The 22,891-nt window shown below is 47.9% G+C and carries 20 protein-coding genes; 10 read left to right on the top strand and 10 right to left on the bottom strand.

Annotated elements, in window-relative coordinates; genetic code table 11:
• Window positions 1-53: 53 nt before the first annotated feature.
• Window positions 54-512 (bottom strand): vWA domain-containing protein, encoded by a 459-nt coding sequence (locus DKW60_RS05235; protein WP_146203433.1) that lies wholly within the window; start codon window positions 510-512, stop codon window positions 54-56.
• Between the two features lie 237 nt (window positions 513-749).
• On the opposite strand from DKW60_RS05235, the gene DKW60_RS05230 reads away from it, so the two are divergent.
• The 3 genes from DKW60_RS05230 to DKW60_RS05220 all read left to right on the top strand — a co-directional run bounded on the left by DKW60_RS05230 (window position 750) and on the right by DKW60_RS05220 (window position 4,165).
• Entirely contained in the window at window positions 750-1,952 is a 1,203-nt protein-coding gene (locus DKW60_RS05230; RefSeq protein WP_109836617.1) for an MFS transporter, read from the top strand.
• An 88-nt stretch (window positions 1,953-2,040) separates the two neighbouring features.
• Window positions 2,041-3,003: an NAD(P)-dependent oxidoreductase gene (locus DKW60_RS05225; RefSeq protein WP_109836616.1), complete on the top strand. Its 963-nt coding sequence runs from the start codon at window positions 2,041-2,043 to the stop codon at window positions 3,001-3,003.
• Window positions 3,004-3,031: 28 nt separating this feature from the next.
• Window positions 3,032-4,165: an alcohol dehydrogenase family protein gene (locus tag DKW60_RS05220; RefSeq protein WP_219988642.1), complete on the top strand. Its 1,134-nt coding sequence runs from the start codon at window positions 3,032-3,034 to the stop codon at window positions 4,163-4,165.
• Between the two features lie 37 nt (window positions 4,166-4,202).
• Here the strand turns inward: DKW60_RS05220 and DKW60_RS05215 are convergent, their stop codons facing one another.
• From DKW60_RS05215 to DKW60_RS05205, 3 genes are all read right to left on the bottom strand, one after another.
• Window positions 4,203-5,801: a toll/interleukin-1 receptor domain-containing protein gene (locus tag DKW60_RS05215; RefSeq protein WP_109836615.1), complete on the bottom strand. Its 1,599-nt coding sequence runs from the start codon at window positions 5,799-5,801 to the stop codon at window positions 4,203-4,205.
• Between the two features lie 6 nt (window positions 5,802-5,807).
• Window positions 5,808-8,735 carry a caspase family protein gene (locus DKW60_RS05210; RefSeq protein WP_109836614.1) on the bottom strand — a complete coding sequence of 976 codons (2,928 nt, stop codon included), beginning with the start codon at window positions 8,733-8,735 and terminating at the stop codon, window positions 5,808-5,810.
• Between the two features lie 118 nt (window positions 8,736-8,853).
• A complete protein-coding gene (locus DKW60_RS05205; protein WP_109836613.1) occupies window positions 8,854-10,038 on the bottom strand; it encodes a DUF418 domain-containing protein in 1,185 nt (394 codons plus the stop codon).
• A 192-nt stretch (window positions 10,039-10,230) separates the two neighbouring features.
• On the opposite strand from DKW60_RS05205, the gene DKW60_RS05200 reads away from it, so the two are divergent.
• Entirely contained in the window at window positions 10,231-10,905 is a 675-nt protein-coding gene (locus tag DKW60_RS05200; RefSeq protein ID WP_109836612.1) for a haloacid dehalogenase type II, read from the top strand.
• Window positions 10,906-10,975: 70 nt separating this feature from the next.
• The gene (locus DKW60_RS05195) at window positions 10,976-11,443 is read left to right on the top strand and encodes a Uma2 family endonuclease (RefSeq protein WP_109836611.1); all 468 of its coding nucleotides are present in this window, start codon (window positions 10,976-10,978) and stop codon (window positions 11,441-11,443) included.
• Here DKW60_RS05195 and DKW60_RS05190 read toward each other — a convergent pair.
• Together DKW60_RS05190 and DKW60_RS05185 are read right to left on the bottom strand one after the other, a co-directional pair.
• A complete protein-coding gene (locus DKW60_RS05190) occupies window positions 11,440-11,649 on the bottom strand; it encodes an RNA-binding S4 domain-containing protein (RefSeq protein ID WP_109836610.1) in 210 nt (69 codons plus the stop codon). The two genes, DKW60_RS05195 and DKW60_RS05190, sit on opposite strands and share 4 nt — an antisense overlap.
• Window positions 11,650-11,653: 4 nt before the next feature.
• On the bottom strand, window positions 11,654-12,982 hold the full coding sequence (locus DKW60_RS05185; protein ID WP_219988641.1) for a leucine-rich repeat-containing protein kinase family protein: 1,329 nt from the start codon (window positions 12,980-12,982) through the stop codon (window positions 11,654-11,656).
• A 191-nt stretch (window positions 12,983-13,173) separates the two neighbouring features.
• Here DKW60_RS05185 and DKW60_RS05180 point away from each other — a divergent pair, with 191 nt between their 5' ends.
• The 4 genes from DKW60_RS05180 to DKW60_RS05165 all read left to right on the top strand — a co-directional run bounded on the left by DKW60_RS05180 (window position 13,174) and on the right by DKW60_RS05165 (window position 19,479).
• Window positions 13,174-13,521: an ArsR/SmtB family transcription factor gene (locus DKW60_RS05180; protein WP_109836608.1), complete on the top strand. Its 348-nt coding sequence runs from the start codon at window positions 13,174-13,176 to the stop codon at window positions 13,519-13,521.
• A gap of 186 nt (window positions 13,522-13,707) precedes the next feature.
• Complete coding sequence (locus tag DKW60_RS05175) at window positions 13,708-14,817, top strand: hypothetical protein (protein WP_109836607.1); 1,110 nt, start codon at window positions 13,708-13,710, stop codon at window positions 14,815-14,817.
• Between the two features lie 120 nt (window positions 14,818-14,937).
• Window positions 14,938-16,161, top strand: coding sequence for an efflux RND transporter periplasmic adaptor subunit (locus DKW60_RS05170; RefSeq protein WP_109836606.1), 1,224 nt, complete (start codon window positions 14,938-14,940; stop codon window positions 16,159-16,161).
• 24 nt (window positions 16,162-16,185) lie between these two features.
• Entirely contained in the window at window positions 16,186-19,479 is a 3,294-nt protein-coding gene (locus tag DKW60_RS05165) for an efflux RND transporter permease subunit (RefSeq protein ID WP_109836605.1), read from the top strand.
• An 87-nt stretch (window positions 19,480-19,566) separates the two neighbouring features.
• Here the strand turns inward: DKW60_RS05165 and DKW60_RS05160 are convergent, their stop codons facing one another.
• The 4 genes from DKW60_RS05160 to DKW60_RS05145 all read right to left on the bottom strand — a co-directional run bounded on the left by DKW60_RS05160 (window position 19,567) and on the right by DKW60_RS05145 (window position 22,317).
• Entirely contained in the window at window positions 19,567-19,869 is a 303-nt protein-coding gene (locus tag DKW60_RS05160; protein WP_109836604.1) for a type II toxin-antitoxin system RelE/ParE family toxin, read from the bottom strand.
• Entirely contained in the window at window positions 19,869-20,162 is a 294-nt protein-coding gene (locus DKW60_RS05155) for a CopG family ribbon-helix-helix protein (protein WP_109836603.1), read from the bottom strand. Before DKW60_RS05155 ends, DKW60_RS05160 begins: the two co-directional genes overlap by 1 nt.
• 83 nt (window positions 20,163-20,245) lie before the next feature.
• Window positions 20,246-21,280 carry an aldo/keto reductase gene (locus tag DKW60_RS05150; protein WP_109836602.1) on the bottom strand — a complete coding sequence of 345 codons (1,035 nt, stop codon included), beginning with the start codon at window positions 21,278-21,280 and terminating at the stop codon, window positions 20,246-20,248.
• A gap of 35 nt (window positions 21,281-21,315) precedes the next feature.
• Complete coding sequence (locus tag DKW60_RS05145) at window positions 21,316-22,317, bottom strand: Ldh family oxidoreductase (protein ID WP_109836601.1); 1,002 nt, start codon at window positions 22,315-22,317, stop codon at window positions 21,316-21,318.
• Between the two features lie 111 nt (window positions 22,318-22,428).
• On the opposite strand from DKW60_RS05145, the gene DKW60_RS05140 reads away from it, so the two are divergent.
• Entirely contained in the window at window positions 22,429-22,692 is a 264-nt protein-coding gene (locus DKW60_RS05140) for a hypothetical protein (RefSeq protein ID WP_109836600.1), read from the top strand.
• Window positions 22,693-22,891: the final 199 nt, after the last annotated feature.

Below are 22,891 nucleotides of genomic sequence, written 5' to 3'. Positions count from 1 at the left end.
AGCTTCATAATAGGCATCTACCATAGGTGTTGATCCCCAGGCATTCCAACCACTTATAATATACGTGGCAAGAATTCACGCACGCGTTCTCCTGCAACTGGGTCGGGCAATACATCATCGGCTAGTGTGAAATACCCTACAGAATTTGTACTTACCGGGGAGTAGGGGATAAGGTTCGACAGCATAATTGGACTTGCCGGGTCGTCTATATCAGACACCGGAAACGATACGCCGTGAGGAAATGGGACTGTGTTCCCATTACTGAACCCCATAAGCCCCACTTTGACGCCTTTAAAATCCTCATCAGCCATAATCGTATTAAAGGCAGATCGCAAACCATCCAAGCGAGTTTGTGAGCTGCCCGATATTGTCATGTTCATACTACCTGAATGATCTAACACCATCAGGATATTCGGTTTTGCCGGTGGAACTTCGTCAGCAAAGATCTCAATATCTTCAGCCATAACGGACAAGGAACAAAGGAAAATAAACAGACCCGCTAGCAAGCCCACAAAGGATTGTTTTTTTATTATAATTATTCATTTTTTCTCTCGTTACGCTGACTTTCAACCACATGCTCTCGCGATGATATAACACCCTTCATGAGCGCAACATGAATCTCAGGCGCACCTCTTTGTTCAATAATTTAGCACCTTATAAACAGTGAATTAAGCGGCCCATTGTGTTCTTATACACCAAGATAATCCGACCGTTCTGATAGCCGACTTAGCCAACCGAGTAACTCTGAGATGACACAATCCAGCCCCACCCGTCAAACTGCCTGGCTACTGGTCATGATTGTCGTGATTGCCGGATATGCAACCGCCTTCAATGTTGGCAAAGTCGCCCCTACTCTGCCACTGATTCAAAGTGAGCTGAGCCTCACGCTGGGTCAAAGCGGATGGATTGTCTCCAGCCTAAGCATCCTCGCGATGTTCTTTGGATTACTCATGGCAGTAGTGTGCATGAAATACGGCGCATATCGCGTTACTGTGACTGCCTTAACATTGCTGGGACTAGGCGCAATTGGCAGTAGTTTAGCCGACAGCTATGCAAGTTTATTGGGCTTTCGTTTGCTCGAAGCCATTGGTTTTGTTGGGATTGCGGTGTCAGCGCCTGCCCTGATCACATCAGTCACCGAACCACGCCACCGACCGGTAGCCATGGCGCTATGGTCGACTTGGTTACCGGCTGGCATTAGTCTGATGCTATTGATTTCCCCCACCCTAATTCAACTCAAAAGCTGGCACAGTGTCTGGCACTTTGCGGCAGGCTTTGTGATCCTTTGGTTGCTAGTTATGGCAGTCAGTTTCTGGCCTCACCGAAATCGACTGCCGCCCAATGAAACACCGGTCAGCAAGTTAATTCGACCGCTATTCAACCGTGCCACATTTTTCATCGCCACCAGCTTTTTCACTTTTGCCTGCCTGTTTATTGTGGTGGTTAGCTTTACGCCCATTTTCTGGCTGGAAACAGCACAGGTCCCAACCACCATCACATCCTACTGGATGGTGGGAATTATCCTCAGCCATATCATCGGAAATGTCGCTAGTGGCTGGTTAGTCGCAGCGGGTATTCCCGCTAAAAAGCTAATGTTCTACTCTTTTGCTCCCGCCACGGTGTTGATGGCCTGTGTCTTTATTGAGGGTATGCCATTGTGGGGACAAATTGCTTGTACCCTTGGTTTTATGCTGATCGCAGGTTTAGTTCCCGGCACTGTATTCGCGACCATTCCCCGCTATGTCAGCACGCCGGCACAGGTCAGTTTAATGGTGGGATTTGTATTTCAGGGGGCAGCAACAGGGCAATTCTTTGGCCCAATCCTGTTCGGTCATTTAATCGATTGGGTCGCGGGAGATTGGCGCTGGGCAAGTGCTTATTTCTTAACAGTGGGCTTAATCGGCAGCCTGCTCATGCTGCAAATTCCACCGCCCCAAAGCAGCATGAAATAATCGCCAAGACTTAAACGAAAAACACTGTGTTGTTTTGCACGCTTCAATTACTATCGCAGAAACGGATATCAATCACTGAGGTGCGGCAATGAAAGTAGGATTTATTGGTCTGGGCAATGTCGGCGGCAAGCTGGCGGGAAGTTTGGTACGTAACGGGCACGATGTCACTGTGCTGGATTTAAATGAAGACTTGATGCAGAGCTTTGTCGAGCGCGGCGCAACGGCCGGTGAAACGCCCGAACAATTGATGCGAGATTGTGAAGCGGTGGTCACTTGTCTGCCCTCTCCGGCTGCCTGCGCTGCCGTGGTCGAAGGTGAAAACGGCCTTATTAATGGGGTCAGCGAAGGCAAAATCTGGATGGAAATGTCCACCACCGATGCCGAAGAAATCAAACGCTTAGGCGCTATGGTGAATGCAGCCGGTGGCTCTGCGGTGGAATGCCCGGTCTCTGGTGGCTGTCATCGTGCTGACACGGGTAATATCTCGATTTTTGCCGGTTGTGACCGCCCGACATTCGAACGCATTTTACCGCTGCTGACCACCTTAGGCCGTCGCGTATTACACACTGGCGAGTTGGGCACCGCTTCTACGCTAAAAGTACTTACCAACTATCTGGCGACGGCTAATTTGCTCACCTGCTGTGAAGCACTGGTCACTGCAAAAGCAGCAGGCATGGATATGAATACGGCTTATGAAGCCATGAAAATTTCCTCAGGCACCTCTTTTGTTCATGAAACCGAGTCGCAGGTGATTCTCAACGGCTCACGTGATATCAGCTTCACGATGGACTTAGTGCTTAAAGATATTGGCCTGTTTCAGGAAATCGCCGATCGTCATAATGTCCCACTGGAAATCTCCCCGCTAATGATCGATATCTTTAAAGATGGCATCGCACGTTTTGGTGAACGCGAACTTTCTCCGAATATTATCAAACGTTTAGAAGAAGCTACCGGACTGGATATTCGTGCACCGGGCTTCCCCGCTGAAATGACTGATGATGAGCCGGAAGAGCCGGGTTATGAAGTCATCCCGACAGGCTTAAGTCGCTAACAATGCATCTGTAAAAGGAATCAAAATCATGACCGATCTGAGTTATCTGCTGGATACTGCCCCCAATCGCTTCGAGGCCGACCCCAGTCGTGCCACCATGAAAGCGATTATCACGACCGGCAATGGCGGTTACGACAAACTGGAGTATCGCGACGTGCCAGTGCCTACCCTTAGGTCTGGCGAAGTCTTGCTCAAGGTACTGGGTGCGGGTGTTAATAACACGGAAATCAATACGCGACTGGGCTGGTATTCCTCCTCAGTCACTGACAGTACCGAAGCACTTTCCGGCAGCGATGAAAAGGAAACCCTAGCCGATGGTGGCTGGAATGAAAAAACACCTTTCCCGTTTATCCAAGGCACCGACTGCTGCGGTGAAGTGGTGGAGTACACCGATGATGTGAACCACCTGAGCATTGGCAAGCGCGTGCTGGTGCGTTCCTGCATGCGCCTCATCGGTTATGATTCTCTGGAAAATATCTGGATGGCGTCTGACTTTGACGGTGCATTTGCCCAATACGTGAGGGTACCTGCCAGCGAAGTATTTGTTGTTGATAGCGACTGGAGTGACGTGGAGCTAGCGACCATCCCCTGTGCTTATGGCACGGCAGAAAACATGGTTCACCGTTGTGAAGTCACGGCAAATGATCGAGTGTTAGTTACCGGCGCATCTGGTGGGGTTGGTTCGGCACTTGTACAACTGGTCAAGCGTCGAGGTGCAACGGTGATTGCCGTGGCTGGTGACAGCAAGCTCGACGCGGTCAAAGCACTGGGGGCAGATCAGGTGATTTCCCGTAATGCTGATTTGATCGAAGCACTGGGTGAATCCTCTGTGGATGTGGTGATTGATAATGTCGCGGGAGACAACTTTGGCGCAATGATGAAGCTACTTTCCAGAGGCGGTCGCTATGCTTCATCCGGTGCAATTGCCGGGCCAATGGTGACACTGGATGCGCGTGACTTTTACCTCAAAGATTTGCGATTAATCGGCTGTACTTCGTGGGATGAGCCGGTGTTTCCCAACCTGATAGGCTATATCGAGCGTGGTGAAATCAAACCACTGGTGGCGCAGACGTTCGAGCTGAAAGACATCGCGCTGGCTCAGCAGGAATTCGAGAAAAAAGCACATGTTGGAAAATTTGTTTTGGTGCCGCCTTCGGCATAGTGCCACACCAAAAAACAAACACTACCAATTGATAACTCTATGCACCACAATCAACAGTGGGTAGCTCAATCAGAGGCACACCCGCTAATCCAATAATATAATTCAGATACATGCCTTTTTCGCTCCAGCTGTGTGTTCCAGCGTCAGCCCAACTTGAGAGAAACGTCGGTAAACCACCCTGAAAAACCACCCACTCCGCCATATTCACTGGCTGACAAATCACTTGCTGACCGCGTTGCATAAGCAATACTTGCAGAGCACTTGCTTCTTTCTGAGCCTCGATTGGCTTTGATTGATTAGCCAGAACCTCAACCAGCTCAGCATGTGCAAGTAGCACCTCACCATTAACCGATAGAACCTCTCGCAGTAACTTCTCTGCTGACTTAAGTTGTCCTGCATCTGCGGTCGCCGTGGCGCGGTTTAGCGCATAGCGCCCATTACTTGGGGCTATATCAAGTGCTTGTTGGTAAAGCGGCAGAGCAGCTTCCGCATTGCCAGTAAAGTGCTGAATTTGGCCTCTACCAAAATAGACAGAAGCCAAAGCCGCATTCTGTTGCAGCGCCTTAGCAAAGTGCTGCTCAGCCTGCGCTAAAGTGCCGTGATTATTTTCCCCATCAAACTCTGCCAAATTGAACTCACCCAACAGCGCTTCAGAGAATGCGGAGTTAACTGCTTCAACTTCCGCTAAATACACTTGCTTATCACTAACGTCTTGAAATGCCAATCCCGTTATTCCAAGGCATTCTTTCCTGAATGGTGATTCTGGTGCTGACTGGCAGACAGACTGAGCTTTTTTATACTCGCCCTGTTCTAAATAGCTTTTCGCAACTTTTAATTTCGTATTATTTTCTGGCGTCGCAATAGTTTCTACTTCAACTGTGTCAGGTGCCGACTCCTCATTAAGCCACTCATTCCAAATAAACCACGCTAAGGCAAGAACACTAATCAAACCGATGAGGGCTATTAAACCAGAACGAATAAAACGAGTGTTTCCACTTTCATCAACCGCCACATAAGCATGACCGGATTGCGCATGTGGTAAGGTTTGCCCCATTGAGGTAGCACCACCAAATGCCGGCTGTATGGGTGGCGTTTGAGTATCTGTGATAGGTATTGACCAAGCATCCTCTTGAGGTGCTTTAACAGGCCAACGACTGACGCCCAAACGCCGCAAGCCTGCCGCCTCAACTGCTTGGGTTACCTCAGTCCAAGCCTTATCGGTAAACGGTTGCTGGTTAATCCACCTCACGTCACGAGGCGTCCCCTGAATCCCTTCAAAAGGTAACCCAGCGATTACACACTCCCTCAGAAAAACCGGAATCACTGTTGCCTTACCCGCATGATGCCATTGAAGTGCACGGGCTGTTTCCTTCTGCATACAGTATTCGGAGTGTAGGAAGTCGGCTGAAATCAGTAATAAAATTAGGTCCGCAGCATCTAAACTACTACGAATTTCAGCGTCCCAGTCACCGCCCGCAGGAATGTTCCGGTCGTGCCAGTCTTCTATTAAGCCTGACAAGCGCAACGAACTAAGATGCTTACGTAATGTGTCTAGCGCCTCTTCGTCCCTATGAGAGTAAGAACAAAAGACCTTCAGTGGGGCTGTCGCCTTACCAGTTTGATTTGTCATTGTCATAGCAAACTATTGAAGGCGTCGTGAAACGATAAAATCATCGCCGGTCACTTGCGACATAGGTACTTGCTTAAAGCCCCACTTCAACTGTGATAAACGTGGTAATTCACTGTCAATGTGTGCCCGAAGCTCACGGATAGAGACTCTACGATCAACCCTTTGCTTATCAGCGGAGCCTCGTAATCCATCAAGCAAGACATAAGTAAACAAGCCATTACCTCGATTCGTATTGTGATCGACAATACCTGCAAAAGCTTGCTGTTTGGCCGTACTAGCTGCCAATACTGCAAAGCCTGTAGAATCCATTAAATTAGCAATAGCCACTTTATCCTCAAGAATCCCTCGCGCCATCGCCAACTGCTGTATCGACTTTCCAGCATTACAAGTATCCAGCACCATCAAGTTCTTACGCGCTTTAATCGGCGTTAACCAATCTCTAAGCTTTTCATCACTCAAGCCATGCTGACGTATTGCCTGATTACCAGTGAAACGCAAGTTTTGAGGGAGGAAGTGATAACGACCATCCAAAGACTTCCCATGACCTGCTAGGTAAAGCACGAATACATCTTGAGGTTGTACTACTGTTGCTAAGCGGGTTAACTCTTGGCGAATACGATGCAGATTTACATCCCTATCCTGAAGTAATGTAGTATGAATTTGCTGGTATATCGCTGGCCCTGTATGTTGCTCCAGTGTTTCTGCAAAGGCTTTGGCATCACTGGCTGCGTATCGAAGATCTAGACTGTCATCATCATAATCCGTCACACCAATACTAAGCACGTACAGAGATGGGCGCTTACGAACCGGGTTGTTCATATTGATAACAACCTTCACCGGCTCGGAAGCGACTTTATTGCGCGCGTCATAAGCGACTACTTCCATAACAGTTCGTCCATGCGGTAACGTGAAAGAGCGTTTTTTACGCACGATACCGCGCCCACCTGCTGAGTGCGCCCCCGTTCCACGAGAAGCAGGATCATCATACACTTTACCGGCTATTCGATATTCAACACGACCAATACCACCCCCGCGGTTTTTTATTTCAAACGGTAGCGCGAAGTGTTCACCTTGCTGATTAAACTGATTATTACGTGATCCAGTAATGGTGATTGTGGGCGGTAATCGATCCGCACGTAACAGCCGTCTAACGTCGCCTGCGTGTTGTAAAGTCTGCTGAGCAACCCGAGGATAATCAGGCTGTAAGGCTCGCGCCACCAAATCCTTCCGCGCATACACCTTCTTAAGTTGATCCACCCGCACAAACTGCGCTTCTTTGTCCGCGCCATTATTTAAGTGATATCCCATCAGGCGCTCTGCATTCTCAGAGGAGGCTGAATAGAAGCCATCAGGCGTCCAAGCGATCCAGCGCTTTTGATCAGGATGCAAATAAAACGCTAACCGCTCATTACCCGTATTTGCTTCATACCAACGAATCGCACCATCACCAAGCGCCGCAACGACCCAGCGACCGCTTTGGCTGACGTTGACAGCCCAAGCTAGCGAAACTGGCTCTTGCCAACGTTGCTGACCATTGGCTTCGAAATAACGTAAGTACCAACTGGCACCTAGAGCAAAACCTCGATTGCCCGGTGCAATTGCCAGTGAGCGGGATGTTTCATATTGCTTCAAGTTGAGTGCTCGGCCATTGAGTGTGGGATTGGTTTCATTCTCCCAATTACGAATCTGTAGCCCGTTAGCCTGCAGACGGGGGATTTGCATATCCGGAGAAGCCGATTTAAAGAGTGTTTGGGTATTCAGGTCCCTGCCAACCGTTCCTTTAATAATTTGACCATTAGGTTCACGTTCGTGCTCATAATGAAACCAAACACGACTACCATCGGCGCTCAGTTTAAAATTTCGGCGCGCTTGATAGCCTCTTAAATCCAACTTGCCTGAAGTGCGACGCCAAAGGGTTTGACCCGCTGCATTTAAGCGACCTATGGTTGGATCGCCACTAGCGTATAACACACCGCCATCTCGCATCGGGTGAATTGCTCTAATCGAACTATCAGAAGCCTTAATCACACGTCGCTGGCCACCTGCCTGTGGTAACATCAGCACGGGAATACCACGTCCATTTGTATAAGTGCCTCCCGCATATATCCAACGGCCATTATTGGACCAAGCAATAGTACCCAAGGAGCCCTTACTGATTCCTGAGGTATTTGGTGATGGCAGAGGTGATAAATCATGCGCTGCTAACACCTCTACCTGGGTGCTATTTTCAAACCCAACTGCTATTTTTCTACCATCAGGTGAAAAGCGCGCCGAATATGGTCGATTTCCTCCCTGTGCGCGATAGCGCTTAAGCAAGCGAAATGAGGGATCATATAAACGAATAACACCATCATAACTGGCACTCACCAAGCGACCTTGCTTGTCAAAGTCAACGCTCAAACTTATTCCAGAGTATTGAGTATCGCTTGATAGCGCCCGCCCCGTTGCAGAGTCAAACACACGAATACCATTACTGCCTCCCAAAGCCACAGCCAACTTGCGTCCATCATATGAAAATACCAAATCATTAATTACATTGGGCAAACCACGAATCCGCCGTATCATATGACCATTGCTGCGCTTAAAAAGATAGAAACTGTCATCCGCTGTCCACCCACCCGCTGCAATCACCTCCCCATCCGGTGATATCGCCACAGCATATAGCTTACCCTCATTTCCTTTACCAATAGGCGGTCGAATAGTCCGCAGTAACTTCCCCTGATTACGAATATCCCACACCCGTAGCGTTTTATCATCAGATGCTGTCACCGCATAACGTTCTGGACGGTCTACCGCCATACGTTGTATTTGAGCAACATGCCTACCTGGCTCCAGCGTTAAAATAGGCATAGGGTCTGGTGCAGCAAAGCTTGGTGACACAGTGAAAAGCGTGAGCAGCAGCCCCGTCAGAAAAAAAAGAAAAATACGGCGTGGAATCATTATAATGGCCCAAAGTGATCTATTTTCCAACGAAGTATAAGCCGATAAACGAAGCTTAACCAGCGATTAACGGTTGGAATATGCTTTTTGGGTTTACAATATGGCTGTTTTAGGACTGTTACCGCCCACCAATCTCTCGCAACACCGGCTCCAAAAAGCCACGCCCAAAGCGTTTCGCATACAAGCCGACAATCAGCACCGTCACGATATAAATCCCAATGCTCACCGGAATCAGCGCCAGCTCACCAAATTCATCAAACCACCCTAAGCCATAGCCGCCAAACATCAAGCTGGCAATAAGGCCTTGTAGCACATAAACCGACAATGAGTTGCGACCCGCCAGAAGCAACAGCTCCGGTATGCGAATACGCCTTGCAACAATAACGATGTAATAAAGATAAACCGCTGCAAGTGCCGGTGCGCCGACCAGCCAAAGCAAAACACCTACACCCATGGTTAACCCACCACCTACTTCGATCATACCTAGCGCATAAAGCACATTACTAATGAATCCAAAGATGAATAACCTCGGCAGCATGGATCGCAGTTTCTGGAAGCTATCACTACCTTCACGAAAAAAGCCAAGGTGCTCTGCCAGATATCCCAAGCCAAACGCCATCAAGCCTTGGAAGGTAAATAAAAACACCGACAGGATTTGAAAACTGCCACCATCCACAAAGCGATAGTGAGTCGCCTCACTAAAGGAGCCACCCAATGCATCATTGCCTAAATCGAGAAACGAGGGGCTAGCGATATCCATCATCACAGTACTGGCCATTATCAGGCCAACCAAAATAGCGGCCAGATATTGGTAGCGAATCATTTGCCACAGAAATTTCTTAAGCGGTATTCGTAATACATAATCTCGCAGGTACCAGAAAATCAAACAGGTGATGCCATAGGTTATTAAAATATCACCCGCAAAAATAAAGCTCATATGAATCATACCCAGCAGGATTAAGCCAAAGGAACGGCGAAAGTAATAGGCTTTAAAATCCCCACCCACACTGCTTATGCGTTTTTCCTGAACAGCGATTCCCCAACCAAACACAAACGAAAACAACATAAGAAACTTGCCATCGATAAATAGTCCGGTGAAAAACTTTGCGTACTGATTAAGTTCTGCTGAGACTGCTCCCGCCACGTCATTAGCCTCAGCAGTGAACAGTTCGTCCTCCAAGCCAATTATGACCTCACCAGATAGGCCATCTGACACCCCCATGGTCGGAATATTGACTATACAAATACCGAGTAAGGCAACAAGACGGATTACGTCTACTTCGTGGGTGCGCTGGGTCAGCATAGGGGTTCCTTGGTGAATTATTCAGAATAAGGGGGCTGAAAATCATCTCCACAATAGCACTATTAAGTATTTTAAATAAGCATATTATTACTAATACTATTTTTATCCTGTTATTCACAGAAAGTTGTCACCAAAGTTACATCTGGTGCATGATGTCATTTCCAGCTCCCGCCCTCTGCAAAAGGAACATTTATGTCAGTGACACTCGCCTTTGATATCTACGGAACGCTCATCAATACCCACGGTGTTGTCACACGTTTACAAGAATTTATCGGAGACGAGGCACCGACCTTTTCCAATATCTGGCGAGATAAGCAACTGGAATATTCCTTCCGCCGCGGCCTGATGAGGCAATATCAGCATTTTGGTGTCTGCACCAGCCAAGCATTGGACTACACTGACCAGCTGCTAAAGACAGAACTGAGTGATCAGCAAAAAGCAGATTTATTAGCTGAGTATCGTATTCTGCCGGCATTTGATGATGTCACAGACTCCCTAACAACACTCAAAGCTGCCGGTCATAAGATGTATGGTTTCTCAAACGGCACAGCGGATGCAGTGGAAGGCTTGCTGACAAATGCAGGGATTCGTGATTTATTCGATGGCGTGGTTAGTGTAGATGGCTTGCATACTTTTAAGCCTAACCCTGATGTGTATGCTCATATGGTAAAAACGGGCGGCGCAGCAGCTTCTGATACTTGGCTGGTGTCCAGTAATCCGTTTGATGTGATTGGGGCTGCTTCTGCAGGTTTAAAAACTGCTTGGGTGCAGCGTTCTAAAGATATGGTATTTGATCCTTGGGGTATTGAGCCTGACTTGGTAATTGCCGGACTTAGTGAACTCGCAGGTGGTGTAACCAGAAGTTAGCCTAACCTTCTCTAAACCTTCCCCTTAATGTAGTATCAAAAGAACATGATGACCAGACAGGAGACAAATCATGGAATGGGCAGAAGTCATTGGAAACCCACTGCTTAAAGATCTTCCCTTCAAAATTGAGCTCAATAAATTCGGCCAGATACTGATGAGTCCTGCATCAAATCAGCATGGACGCATTCAAATGCGTGTGGGAAACCAGCTCGCTAATAACAGCCCTGAGGGTGAGGTGATTGCGGAGTGTTCTATCCAAACCTCAGAAGGTGTAAGAGTGGCAGACGTTGTTTGGGCTTCCAATGAATTCATTCAGACTTATGCTTATAAAACACCCTATCCAAAAGCACCTGAGATCTGCATTGAAATCGTCTCACCGTCTAACTCTAAGGCTGAAATAGCGCAAAAGGTTGAGTTATATCTGGCGAAAGGTGCTCTGGAAGTTTGGGTTATTTATGACAGCGGTGAGGTAAACACATTCACTCACGCTGGGGAAATCGCTAAAAGTGCGCTTTGCCCCGAAGCCCAAAAAATCTAAACCACCTCAACCTGCTGGCCACCAAACTCAACCACCATGCCACGGTAAATCTTGCAGCGTTTGCGCAGCTCGACTTCGCCATTGACTTTTACTTGTCCATCGCCGATCAGGCTTTTCGCCAAACCACCGCTATCCACTAAGCCAGTAACTTTCAGCAAGTTATTCAACTCAATAAAATCGTGCTCGTCTAATTCAAACTTTTCCATGTATTTATCCTTCAATTGCGTCTAAATCAGACTTAATTTCTGCAAGGGTTGGGCGCGCATGACCTTTAGGGTGCATGCAGCGATTTTTTAGTAAGACTAATGACTCAAACATATCGGGGCAGTCATCACTATCGCAACTACTACCGATCAAATCTTCCAGTAAGCAACCAAAAGCACGGACTTCTATTTTCTCTAAACCAGCGGCTTGCGAGGCAGACAATGAGGCGTAATTAGACGCTGCACCAAAGTCACCAAACAGCACATCAGCATCGGAGTTAGTCAGAATATTGTGTGCGTAAAGATCACCATGACTAATATTGCGTTCCCGGAGGTGCAGCAGTGTATCCATAATACTGCGGGATATTTTTAACACCGCTGCAACGGTCACCATAAAATCATCATCGAAGTGATCTCGCGTGCAACTTTGGAACGTCGGTGGCTCGCCAAGATTGGTGTAATCCGGGTCTATCAAGCCCATCACCAAACCAAGCTGTTCACCCTGCTCTATTTTGGCAATAACCGGCACTAAGTTGGCGTGTTTCCCTGCAGCCAGACAGGCGTGTAACTCATCTTCAGGATAACCATCGCTAGTCACTTGCCCTTTGAACTGCTTCACTGCAATCGCCTGTGTTGCGTCAGTCACCGGGACGATAGGATTGATCCAGTTAGCACGCGAAATAACGCCGGATGCACCCTGTCCTAACACCTCGTGTTGTTCAACATCCTCAAAACCTACCGCGGGGATTGCGGCGGATGAATCATCAGAAAACGCCACACAAAACGGATTACCCGAGAAAGCCAACCATGACAACTTTGGTAATTCCAATAAAAATTCAGGTAACACATTGAGTTTGTTAGCCGATAAACGGACCAACTGTAAGGCACGACATTTAGCCATTGAGTCAGGCAGTGTCGTCAGTTCATTACCCGCCAACATTAGCTTTTGCAAATTGCTGAGGTCGCCCATTGATTCTGGTAATGTCTGGATTTTGTTATCCGTCAGAATTAACCAACGCGTACTCTGTGGTAGCGCATTTTCCGGCACATCCACAATCTGATTTGCTTTGAAGCCAATCATCTCCAGCTTTGGACAGTTAGCTAATACGGCGGGCAATGCTTTAAATTGGTTATTGGATAGGAAGAGTATTTTCAGCTCTGACAAGCGTGCAAAATCGGCTGGAAGATCACTCATCTGATTATTCGACAGGTCCAATACTTCAAGCGTCCCGGCTAAGTCATAGACCTCCTCCGGGAATTCAGTCAGGTCTTCTGAAATCTGCAGGCGAGTGGCATTGTTTAGTAGGCCGTCTTTGAGGTCAGCGATGGTATGCAATTGGTGTATCCGGTGTCTGTGATTGTTGGGCGCTATGATAGAACACAAACACCCGGAGTCACAGTGGACGGGGCAAATCATCCGATTAATGCCGTGTGACATTAGATTAGAACTATATTACTATATAAACAAATACTAATAATTTAGGTTTTATAACTACTTATAAAAACCAACAACTGGCGGAACCTATCATGTCATCATCAAATACTAGCGTTAGCGCTGAACCAATCAATGAATTACTGGCCAGAGATCAGGATATTGAACGTGCCTCACGTGCACTAAAGGCGATATCTCATCCCCTGCGCCTGAAAATTCTCTGCATGCTAGGTGAAGATGAAGCGAGTGTTCAGGATATTGTTTCTATGGTTGGCACATCACAAAGCAATATCTCTCAACACCTGACACTACTGCGCGATAAGGATGTACTGACTTCACGTCGTGATGCGAACCGTGTTTTTTATCGTGTCGGTGACTCACGCACCCTTAAGTTAATTAGTATGATGCAGGATGTGTTTTGTAGTACCCCGGCCTTACGTTAGTCCCTCATTTCTTCATACCAAAACAAAAACACCTACCTAAACGGGGGTATTCCCCTTTCTCGGTCAGAATTCTACTATTTAAGAATATTAGTAATAGTTAATATTATGATATTCAGATATGATACCGCTACATTTTAATTTTGACATTGTGAGAACGTAACCCTCGAAGAGGATCAGGAGAGCATTATGAAGTCTTTAACCACATTAAAAGCCGCTTTATTAGTAACCACTTTAGCAGGTTCTGCTGCTGTACACGCTGACGGTCCTTGGCCCTGGAACAATAACAACGGCTACAACAATAACAACAACTGGATGCCTTGGAACTGGGGCAACAACAATAACGGCTATAACAATGGCTGGAACAACAACGGTTGGGGCTTTGGAAACGGTTCAGGTAATGCCTCTGGCAACTTCGGCATGAACTTCAACGGAAACATGCAAGGTAACGGAAACGGCAGCAATGGCTGGAACGGTAATAACGGTTGGAATGGCAATAACAACTGGAACAACAACGGCAATGCGAACGGTTCAGGCAATATGAACGGTAACGGCGGTTTCAATATGGGCTTTAATGGCAATGCTCAGGGTAACGGCTCAGCTAACAGCAACAACGGTTGGAATAGCAATAATAACTGGAACAACAACGGTAATGGCTCAGGAAACGCTAACGGTTCCGGCAATATGCAGGGCAACGGCGGATTCAATATGGGCTTCAACGGCAATGCTCGTGGCAATGGCTCTGCTAATGGTAACAACGGTTGGAATGGCAATAATAACTGGAATAATAACGGTTCTGGCAATGCTAATGGCTCTGGCAATATGCAGGGTAATGGCGGTTTCAACATGGGCTTCAATGGTAATGCTCAGGGTAGCGGCAACGGCTCTACTTACGGAAACAGCAACAACAACGGTTCAACTAACGGCAACGGTTCGGCGAACGGCTCTGGCAACATGTCAGGCAATGGCGGATTCAATATGGGCTTCTCTGGTAATGCGCAGGGTAACGGTTCTGCACAAGGCAATGGCTCAAGCAGCACTAACAGCTACGGCAGCACCTACTCTTACAACAACTCAAACATGACACCTGAAGCGCGTGAGCTAATGGAAAGCATGGAAAAAGAGCGCCGTGCCTTTATCCAACAACAGCAAAAAGCGTTTGCCGAATTCCAACAGCGTATGATGGAAAAGCGTAAGGAATTCAATACGAAAGCTGCTGCAGACGCTAAAGCCAATGCGGAAGCAGCCGCTGAAAAAGCGGCCGAAGTTGCTGCTGACGTTGAGAAAAAAGCAGAATAACTTCCGGCTTGTTAGGAAGTAGCTAACATGGCCTGCACTTCGGTGCGGGCTTTGTTACTTGTCGATTAGATGTATTTGATGAGATAAGATTCGCTGATAACCAGCGCAGGCGGAGGAAACATGTTCGAAGTGATCAAGACATTACCGGTAAAACTAGCACTAATACTACTGGCACTCGCCTGTTTGCTAGGTTGGATTCTATTTCAGGCAGGCAAGCATGAAGCGCGTATCAGTGGGGATACCAATAAGCAACTGATTGCTACCGCTTCTGCCTCTGACAAAGCTGCAGAGCCTGCAGTTACACCGGGTAATATCATCACTGTCGAAGGCAACCAAGTTAGCCCTCAAACGATTGTTGGCGGTACCGTTATTCCGGCACGTGATGTCACTCTCACTGCTCAACTCTCGGGACAGGTTCGATTCCTCGCCGGACGCGAAGGTGACGGATTCACACAGAACACACTACTGGTAGGCATTAACGCCGACCAGCTTCAGGCAAAGCGCCAAGCGGCAGTCGCAATGCTGCAAAATGCACAAGCTGAAATAAACAACGCCCAAGTCGAATACCAGCGCGAAATATTATCACCAAAATCACAAAGTCTTAGTCGCAGCGGCGGCATGGGCTTGCCACTCATGTTCGATCAAATGTTTACCCGACCGTTTTCAGACATCATGCCTGGTGGTATTGGCGGTGACACCGCCTTAGATCGTAATGCGGATTTACACGCCGTCAGCACCCGACTGAATCAGGCACAAGGTCGCTACATGCAGGCCAAGTCGCAGATTGATGAAATTGATGCGCAGATCGCTGACTCACGCGTTAACACTCCCTTCCCCGGTATCATTTTAGAGAGAATGGTAGAAACCGGCGATATCATTCAAATTGGTACCCCGTTATTGCGTTATGCCGACCTCAGCCAACTGCAAATCGAAGCACAAGTGCCCGCTAGTATCGTATCGCGCTTATCACAGAATATGATAATCCCTGTCAGACTGGGGGATGCCGAATTTGAAACAAACGCACGTGTCGAGCAGATCTTCCCGACTGCGGATGCGCGTCGTCGCACGGTCACCGTAAAGTTTGACTTACCAAATAATAGCCGTGCCATACCCGGTATGTATGTCGAGTTATTCCTCCCCGGCAACCGTGCCTTGCAGGAAGCGGTACCAGTAGTGCCGCTTGCATCTGTGATGTTTAACGGCAGCCTTCCAACCGTGCGAGTGGTCGGTGAAGATAATCAACTACAATTGCGCATGATCCGCCTTGGTGAGCGCATGGCAAATAACCGGGTCGCTGTGATTTCCGGACTACGCATTGGCGAGCGCATTTTAAGTCGCCCATAACCCCACGGATGGAGGAAACAACGCATGTCGCATGACAACACGACAACGCCACATACCCCACCCTTGGGCATCGCTGGCCGTATTACCAAAGTATTTATCGATTCACCAATCACCCCAATGTTTATGGCAGCCATGCTGTTTATTGGGGTAATGGGACTGATCTTCACACCACGCCAGGAAGATCCACAAATCTCCGTGCCGATGATCGACATTTTTGTGGCCTACCCTGGCGCAAGCTCGGCACAGGTTACCAGTCTTGTGAGTCGTCCGCTGGAACGCATCATGAGCGAGATACCGGGCATTCGCCACGTGTATTCTGCTACGCGTCGCGGTGAAACTATGATCACCGTACAATTTAAAGTCGGTGAAGATCCCGGTCCGTCACTGGTAAAAGTACACGACAAACTCTCCTCCAATATGGACTTGGTACCACCGGGGGTCTCGCAGCCACTGGTAAAACCAAAAGGCATTGATGATGTGCCCGTCGTTGCACTGACGCTATGGTCTGACAGCTTAGATGACGGCACGCTGCGCACTTTGTCACTGGACGTGTTACAGGAATTACAGCAAATACCGGAAACCGGCCAAGGCTTTGTGATCGGTGGCCGCGCTGAAGAAATTCTGGTGGAAGTGCTACCTGAGCGACTCAGTGGTTACAATATTTCACTGGATGAAATCGCCAATGCCGTACAAAGCACCAATCAGGAAACTAAGTCCGGCACGGTAGAATCTGCAGGTCGTCAATTCACCGTATATAGCGGGTCATTCTTAGAGAATGCACAGGATGTTTCTAAGCTGGTGATTGCAGTGCGCGATGGTGCACCGGTTTATTTACGAGACGTCGCCAAGATCTCCCATCAGCCGTCTGAGACTACGCATTTAGTCAGCCATTACACCGGCCCTGCTAATACTGATCCAACCAAAACCGCCAACGGCTCACCGGCCGTCACCATTGCTATCGCTAAAGAAAGTGGCACCAATGGCGTTACCGTGTCTAAGAAAATTCTCAAGAAAATCGAGGAAATGAAAGGCACGTTAGTTCCGGATAATGTGAATATTGTCGTTACCCGTGATTACGGTAAATCAGCAAATGACAAGGTTAACGAATTACTTCAGGCACTGTTTGAAGCTGCTGCGATTGTTGCTGTACTGTGTTTGATTGGTTTGGGTTTCCGGGCTGCTTTCGTGGTCATTACGGTTATCCCTATCGTTATCTTGGTGACTGTGTTTGCGACCTGGCAAATGGATTACACCATCGACCGGGTCAGCTTATTTGCCCTGATTTTCTCCATCGGCATTCTGGTAGATGATGCAACGGTCGTTGTGGAAAACATCTTCCGGCGCTGGATGGAAGCCGGTGAAACCACCCTCGCAATCGCCGTGGATGCGGTGCGGGAAGTAGGTAATCCAACCATATTGGCAACCCTCACCATTATCGCTGCCCTGCTACCAATGGGTGTGGTGCGTGGCATGATGGGGCCATACATGTTGCCGATTCCGGTACTTGGTGCTGCGGCCATGTTCTTTTCATTATTAGCCGCCTTTGTATTCACGCCGTGGTTCGCCATGCGGGTTCGCCCCAGCAGTATTAAAGCCTTTGAAAAAGCGGCGGCGCGTGAACAACGCTCGCAAGCCTTTATGGGTAAAATCTTCCGCCCGGTTATTACGCCACTGGTGGAAAGTCGTAAAAAAGGCATCTTATTTTTAGTCGGTGTTATCGCACTCACGGCAATGGTCTGCGGGCTGTTTTACACCCAACACGTCGCGGTTAAAATGCTGCCTTTCGACAATAAGTCTGAGTTTAACGTTGTTATTAATATGCCGGAAGGTACTGCACTGGCAGAAACAGCAAACGTTGCCAATACACTGGCTGAAACCATTCGTAGTATTCCTGAAGTGATTAATCTGCAGCCTTATGTGGCAACTGCCTCACCGTTTAACTTTAATGGATTGGTGCGACACTATTACCTGCGTCAGGAATCGAATCAGGCGGATATTCAGGTCATACTGTTGGACAAAGATGACCGCGAACGCAGCAGTCATGAAATCTCAGTAGAAGCGCGTAAGTTACTCACGCCAATCGCTCGCTCAATGGGTGCGAAGATTCAGGTGGTTGAAATGCCACCCGGCCCGCCGGTATTGCAAACGGTGGTTGCTGAGATCTATGGCCCGAATGCTGAAACCAGCCGTCAGGTTGCCAAAGACATGACCAAGATGTTTGAGAAAGTCGAAGGTATTGTAGACGTTGATAACTACATGACCGAACCACACCAGTACTGGCGCTTTGAAATCAACAATGAAAAAGCGGTACGTACCGGTATCACGGTTGAAACCATTAACCGTAATCTGGCCATGGCGATGGGGGGTTTTAAGTTGGGCGATGTAAAGCGTGGTGCGCCACTGGAACCAACCTATATCGTACTACAAGCGCCTCTTGCGGCTCGTTCACAACTGGAGCGTATGGGCACACTGCCAATTGTCAATCCACAAGGTGAAAGCATTCCGTTATCGGAGCTTGGTCGCTTTGTGAAAGCTGACGAAGATCCGATTATTTACCACAAAGATCTGCGCCGCGTGGAGTATGTGGCTGGTGAAATGGAAGGTCGTTTGGGTGCACCTATCTACGGTATGTTTGGCGTGGAAGATGAATTGAAAAACTACACCACACCGGATGGCGTCACCATGAAAGGTATGCCAATGGGACTGCTTGGCGCGCCAGATACCGACAAAGTTTCAGGCTTTGAGTGGGCTGGTGAGTGGACGGTTACCTATGAAACTTTCCGCGATATGGGTGGTGCATTTATGGTCGCGCTACTGCTGATCTACACCCTGATCGTATTGGAGTTTAAAGACTACGCTATCGCTGGTTTGATTATGTCACCCATCCCGTTAACGCTGATCGGTATTATTCCTGGTCACTGGATTATGGGGGCCGAGTTCACAGCAACTTCAATGATCGGAATGATTGCGCTCGGGGGAATAGTCGTGCGGGTGTCGATCCTGCTGGTGGAGTTCGTGAAAATCGAAACCGAAGCTGGCAAAGACATTCGTGAAGCCGCGATTAATGCCGCACAGACGCGCTTGCGCCCTATTCTGATTACGTCGTTAACGCTAATGGCGGGTGCTTTTGCAATTATCTCTGATCCGATATTTCAGGGGATGGCGGTGTCGTTGTTGTTTGGGGCTGGGGTTGCGACGTTGTTTACGCTGATCGTGATTCCGCTGGGGTGTATTTCGTTGGAGAAGCGGTTTATTCCGGATCAAGACGACAGCGAGCACAACCTTAATGCTGAAAACGATTCAAAAGAAGCTACTTAGCTCAGAGCTAAACTTATCGGATTACCTTAAAGAGGTGGGCTGATTTACGCAGCCCACTTACAAGAGTGTCATGGTATCTCATGTGTACTAAGTCAAATTTACAATATCTTCATAGTTCAATGGTTCGCGTCTCGGATGATAAACCCGCAGCACATACACTATGTTTTCCCGCACATAATAAGGAATACGATATTGGTATTTCGGACTAATTTTCTCCCACACATCGTCCCGAGGTGTGCGAAGACCTTTATTAATACTGCCCGGGATTTCTTTTACCGTTGCTTCAATATCACGAATAACATTCGCCAATCCTGATGGAGACCGCGTTGAGAGGTATGACCTTAACTCCTCCAAGTCAGTAAGCGCTGGAGTCGTGAAGCGCACTTCCATCAAATATCACCAGCATCGTTTAACTTGGTTTCAGTCAGTGGCTTTTCTTCCTCTGTTCCCCAAGTTTGCATCCAATCAAAAACATCTTTAGCAGCATGCGTAGGCTGAGAATCAACAGACTCTACGGCTTCATTCAACTCTTGCAAGTAAGCCATGCGAGTTGATAAAAAAGCTTCAACAGCCTGATTGATAACATAAGAGCGGGAACGGTTTGTTAGTTTCGCAAACTGTGAAAGATTATTGCGTGTCTCTTCGCTAAAACGAACAGTAACTGGTGTAATAGAAGATGGCATATTAGGCTCCGAAACTGCAGGTGAATACAAGGTATTCTATTGTATTCACCTGTAGTTTTCCAATTAATACATCAACCCACTAATCAGAACGGCATAGGATGCGCCATATTCACCCGATCAATCTCTGCCATCACTTCATCTGACAACACCAAATCCTGCGCACCAAGCGCCACTTCGAGCTGCTGTAAATTCGTCGCACCAAAGATCACCGAGCCCATAAAGGGACGTTGCATTGCCCACGCCAATGACATCTGTACCGGATCAAGCCCATTCTCCTTAGCCAAAGCCAAATACGCATCCACCGCAGGCCAAACCTTCTCCGTGGCACGACCACTCAGGTTTCGCTCAATCGACATACGTGATTTTTCCGGCACTGCGCCATTCTGATATTTACCCGTCAGCAAGCCGGTGGCTAAAGGAGAATACGACAACAACCCGACATCCTCATTCACACACAATTCACCGAGGTCAGTATCAAACAGTCGACATAGCAGGGAGTATTCATTTTGAATTGAAATGGGACGAGTTTTCCCCTCGCTATGAGATAACCACTTGCCCATGCCCCAGGCGCTTTCATTTGATAAACCCCAGTGGCGAATTTTTCCGGCCTTTACCAGAGTATCCAAATGTGAAGATATCGCCGCGAAATGCTCATCGGTATCCTGCGCTTGATGCTTAGGCGCTTTGTAGTTCCAATACTGGCGGAAGTGATACGAACCACGATTTGGCCAATGCAGTTGATAAAGGTCGACGTAATCTGTATTTAAGTTTCTGAGTGAGTTCTCAAGCGCCTCATCAATGGTATCGGGTGTAATACGAGCGCCATTACGGACGAACTTCAAGCCTTCACCGCTCACCTTCGTTGCGATTAGCATACGATCTCGTTGGCCATTTTTAGCAATCCAACTACCAATCGTTTTCTCACTATCACCGACAGTTTCTGATCTTATTGGAGCAACCGGATACATCTCAGCGGTATCGATAAAGTTCACACCGTTAGCCATCGACATGCTGATTTGCTCATGACCTTCTGCTTCTGTGTTTTGAGAGCCCCAGGTCATTGAACCGAGGCAAAGCAGTGGCACTTCCAGTGCGTTCCCAAGTGTTTTGTATTGCATGTGATTCCTCTGTCGTAAATATCTTAGATGTAGTTTTACTGACTTAACTCAGCAATCTTATCCAATAACGCCTGCGGTACGTCAACCCCTTCAGCCTCATGTTTAGCACGCAGTTCATGACGTCGTGCGCCCGGAATCCTCACCTCATTATCATCTGTCATCGCGGTAAACATGGTTTCTAAATGTGCCAGATAACCTTCGCTATAAAAGTCAGGATTAAACGCGATAATGCTCTGTCCTACATTCGGTGGACCACCATCATTGGTACTGAACATCGATGCTTCATAAGAGCAATTACTGCCCGTTAACGCACCGCCCATTAAATCCACAATCAAGCCGAGACCAAAGCCCTTAGGGCCACCCACCGGTAGTTGGGCACCTTTGAGTGCTGCTGCGGGGTCTGTTGTTGGGTTGCCATCCGCATCGATCGCATGCCCCGGGTCTATAGAACGGCCTTCATTCGCGGCACGTAAGATATTGACGCGAGCGGTTGACGCCGTTGCCATATCAATTATCAAAGGCTCGTCGTTTTGGCGTGGTGAACCAAATGCAAATGGGTTAGTACCAAAAAATGGCACTTTGCCACCGTGCGCTGCCACGGCCTTGGATGAGTTTGCAAACATCAATGACACCAAACCACGCTGTGCCAAACGACGCACAAACCAACCCAACACACCTGCAGAGTAGGAATTATGAATCGCCATCATGCCAATGCCTTGCGCCATCGTGGTCTCAATGAGGCGTTCTTCTGCATGCATATAAGCAGTGTGACAAAAGCCATGTTTCGCATTAACAATAGTTGCCGCAGCAGACTCTTTGACGATTTCAGGGATGGCATCGCCCACGACTTTGCCGCATTTCAGGTGGTTTAAATACAGATGAATATAGCCCAGACCCACATTACGAATCCCTTCAGCCTCAGCATCCATCAGCTCTTGCGCCACCACGCCAGCTTGTAATTCACTCGCACCACATCGCCTGAGAGCATCGTAGCTTAGGTCATGGATTTGCTGAAGGGTGAGTCGTTTTGTTGTCATGAGAATACCTGCTATTCGAATGTGATTGAGCCAGTGTAGCTGACAAGCACTGCATTTAGATAATAGAATCCACCAATTATTTTTCACCCTGATTTATAGAGAACTTACCTTATGGAACACAACGAGATTATCGAGCATTTACGCAGCATGGCGAAAAGCGGACAGCAGCCATCTGAGTTATTGAAGTTTATGACCGTAGAATTAGGCATGACGGATCAGGTGGATATTATGCAGCTATTTAGCGCTGCGATGAAGGTGACGTTAGGTGAAGTCACAGCAATTGCGGCTTGGTGGCATGAGGGTGAGCGAGAGCTGACGGATAACGATATTGATGCGTATATGGGGCCGATTGTGGCGGAGTTTGCAGCTGCTTGATTGGTGCCGGGTCTTGGTAGTTAGCTTGCTCACACAAGCTTCTCTTGAATCGATTCGCGGCGTTAACTACCAAGCTCCTACGATGACTAAGCAGAGGCTTATAACTTAATTCTCAGCTTGGGGAATAATTTGCAAATTTAATATCCATGCATCCGCATAGTCTTGGAATGTTGAACCAACCTCTGTACACGACAAAAAA

Source organism: Leucothrix pacifica, from assembly GCF_003172875.1.
Taxonomy (GTDB): Bacteria; Pseudomonadota; Gammaproteobacteria; order Thiotrichales; family Thiotrichaceae; genus Leucothrix; species Leucothrix pacifica.
The sequence above is the reverse complement of the archived record's forward strand: the minus strand, read 5'-3'. Positions and strand labels throughout refer to the sequence as shown.

What these genes read in the sequence shown, in the direction of transcription:
- DKW60_RS05230 (WP_109836617.1), top strand. Translation starts at nt 750, where the DNA reads ATGACACAATCCAGCCCCACCCGTCAAACTGCCTGGCTACTGGTCATG.
- DKW60_RS05225 (WP_109836616.1), top strand. Translation starts at nt 2,041, where the DNA reads ATGAAAGTAGGATTTATTGGTCTGGGCAATGTCGGCGGCAAGCTGGCG.
- DKW60_RS05220 (WP_219988642.1), top strand. Translation starts at nt 3,032, where the DNA reads ATGACCGATCTGAGTTATCTGCTGGATACTGCCCCCAATCGCTTCGAG.
- DKW60_RS05215 (WP_109836615.1), bottom strand. Translation starts at nt 5,801, where the DNA reads ATGACAATGACAAATCAAACTGGTAAGGCGACAGCCCCACTGAAGGTC.
- DKW60_RS05210 (WP_109836614.1), bottom strand. Translation starts at nt 8,735, where the DNA reads ATGATTCCACGCCGTATTTTTCTTTTTTTTCTGACGGGGCTGCTGCTC.
- DKW60_RS05205 (WP_109836613.1), bottom strand. Translation starts at nt 10,038, where the DNA reads ATGCTGACCCAGCGCACCCACGAAGTAGACGTAATCCGTCTTGTTGCC.
- DKW60_RS05200 (WP_109836612.1), top strand. Translation starts at nt 10,231, where the DNA reads ATGTCAGTGACACTCGCCTTTGATATCTACGGAACGCTCATCAATACC.
- DKW60_RS05195 (WP_109836611.1), top strand. Translation starts at nt 10,976, where the DNA reads ATGGAATGGGCAGAAGTCATTGGAAACCCACTGCTTAAAGATCTTCCC.
- DKW60_RS05190 (WP_109836610.1), bottom strand. Translation starts at nt 11,649, where the DNA reads ATGGAAAAGTTTGAATTAGACGAGCACGATTTTATTGAGTTGAATAAC.
- DKW60_RS05180 (WP_109836608.1), top strand. Translation starts at nt 13,174, where the DNA reads ATGTCATCATCAAATACTAGCGTTAGCGCTGAACCAATCAATGAATTA.
- DKW60_RS05175 (WP_109836607.1), top strand. Translation starts at nt 13,708, where the DNA reads ATGAAGTCTTTAACCACATTAAAAGCCGCTTTATTAGTAACCACTTTA.
- DKW60_RS05170 (WP_109836606.1), top strand. Translation starts at nt 14,938, where the DNA reads ATGTTCGAAGTGATCAAGACATTACCGGTAAAACTAGCACTAATACTA.
- DKW60_RS05165 (WP_109836605.1), top strand. Translation starts at nt 16,186, where the DNA reads ATGTCGCATGACAACACGACAACGCCACATACCCCACCCTTGGGCATC.
- DKW60_RS05160 (WP_109836604.1), bottom strand. Translation starts at nt 19,869, where the DNA reads ATGGAAGTGCGCTTCACGACTCCAGCGCTTACTGACTTGGAGGAGTTA.
- DKW60_RS05155 (WP_109836603.1), bottom strand. Translation starts at nt 20,162, where the DNA reads ATGCCATCTTCTATTACACCAGTTACTGTTCGTTTTAGCGAAGAGACA.
- DKW60_RS05150 (WP_109836602.1), bottom strand. Translation starts at nt 21,280, where the DNA reads ATGCAATACAAAACACTTGGGAACGCACTGGAAGTGCCACTGCTTTGC.
- DKW60_RS05145 (WP_109836601.1), bottom strand. Translation starts at nt 22,317, where the DNA reads ATGACAACAAAACGACTCACCCTTCAGCAAATCCATGACCTAAGCTAC.
- DKW60_RS05140 (WP_109836600.1), top strand. Translation starts at nt 22,429, where the DNA reads ATGGAACACAACGAGATTATCGAGCATTTACGCAGCATGGCGAAAAGC.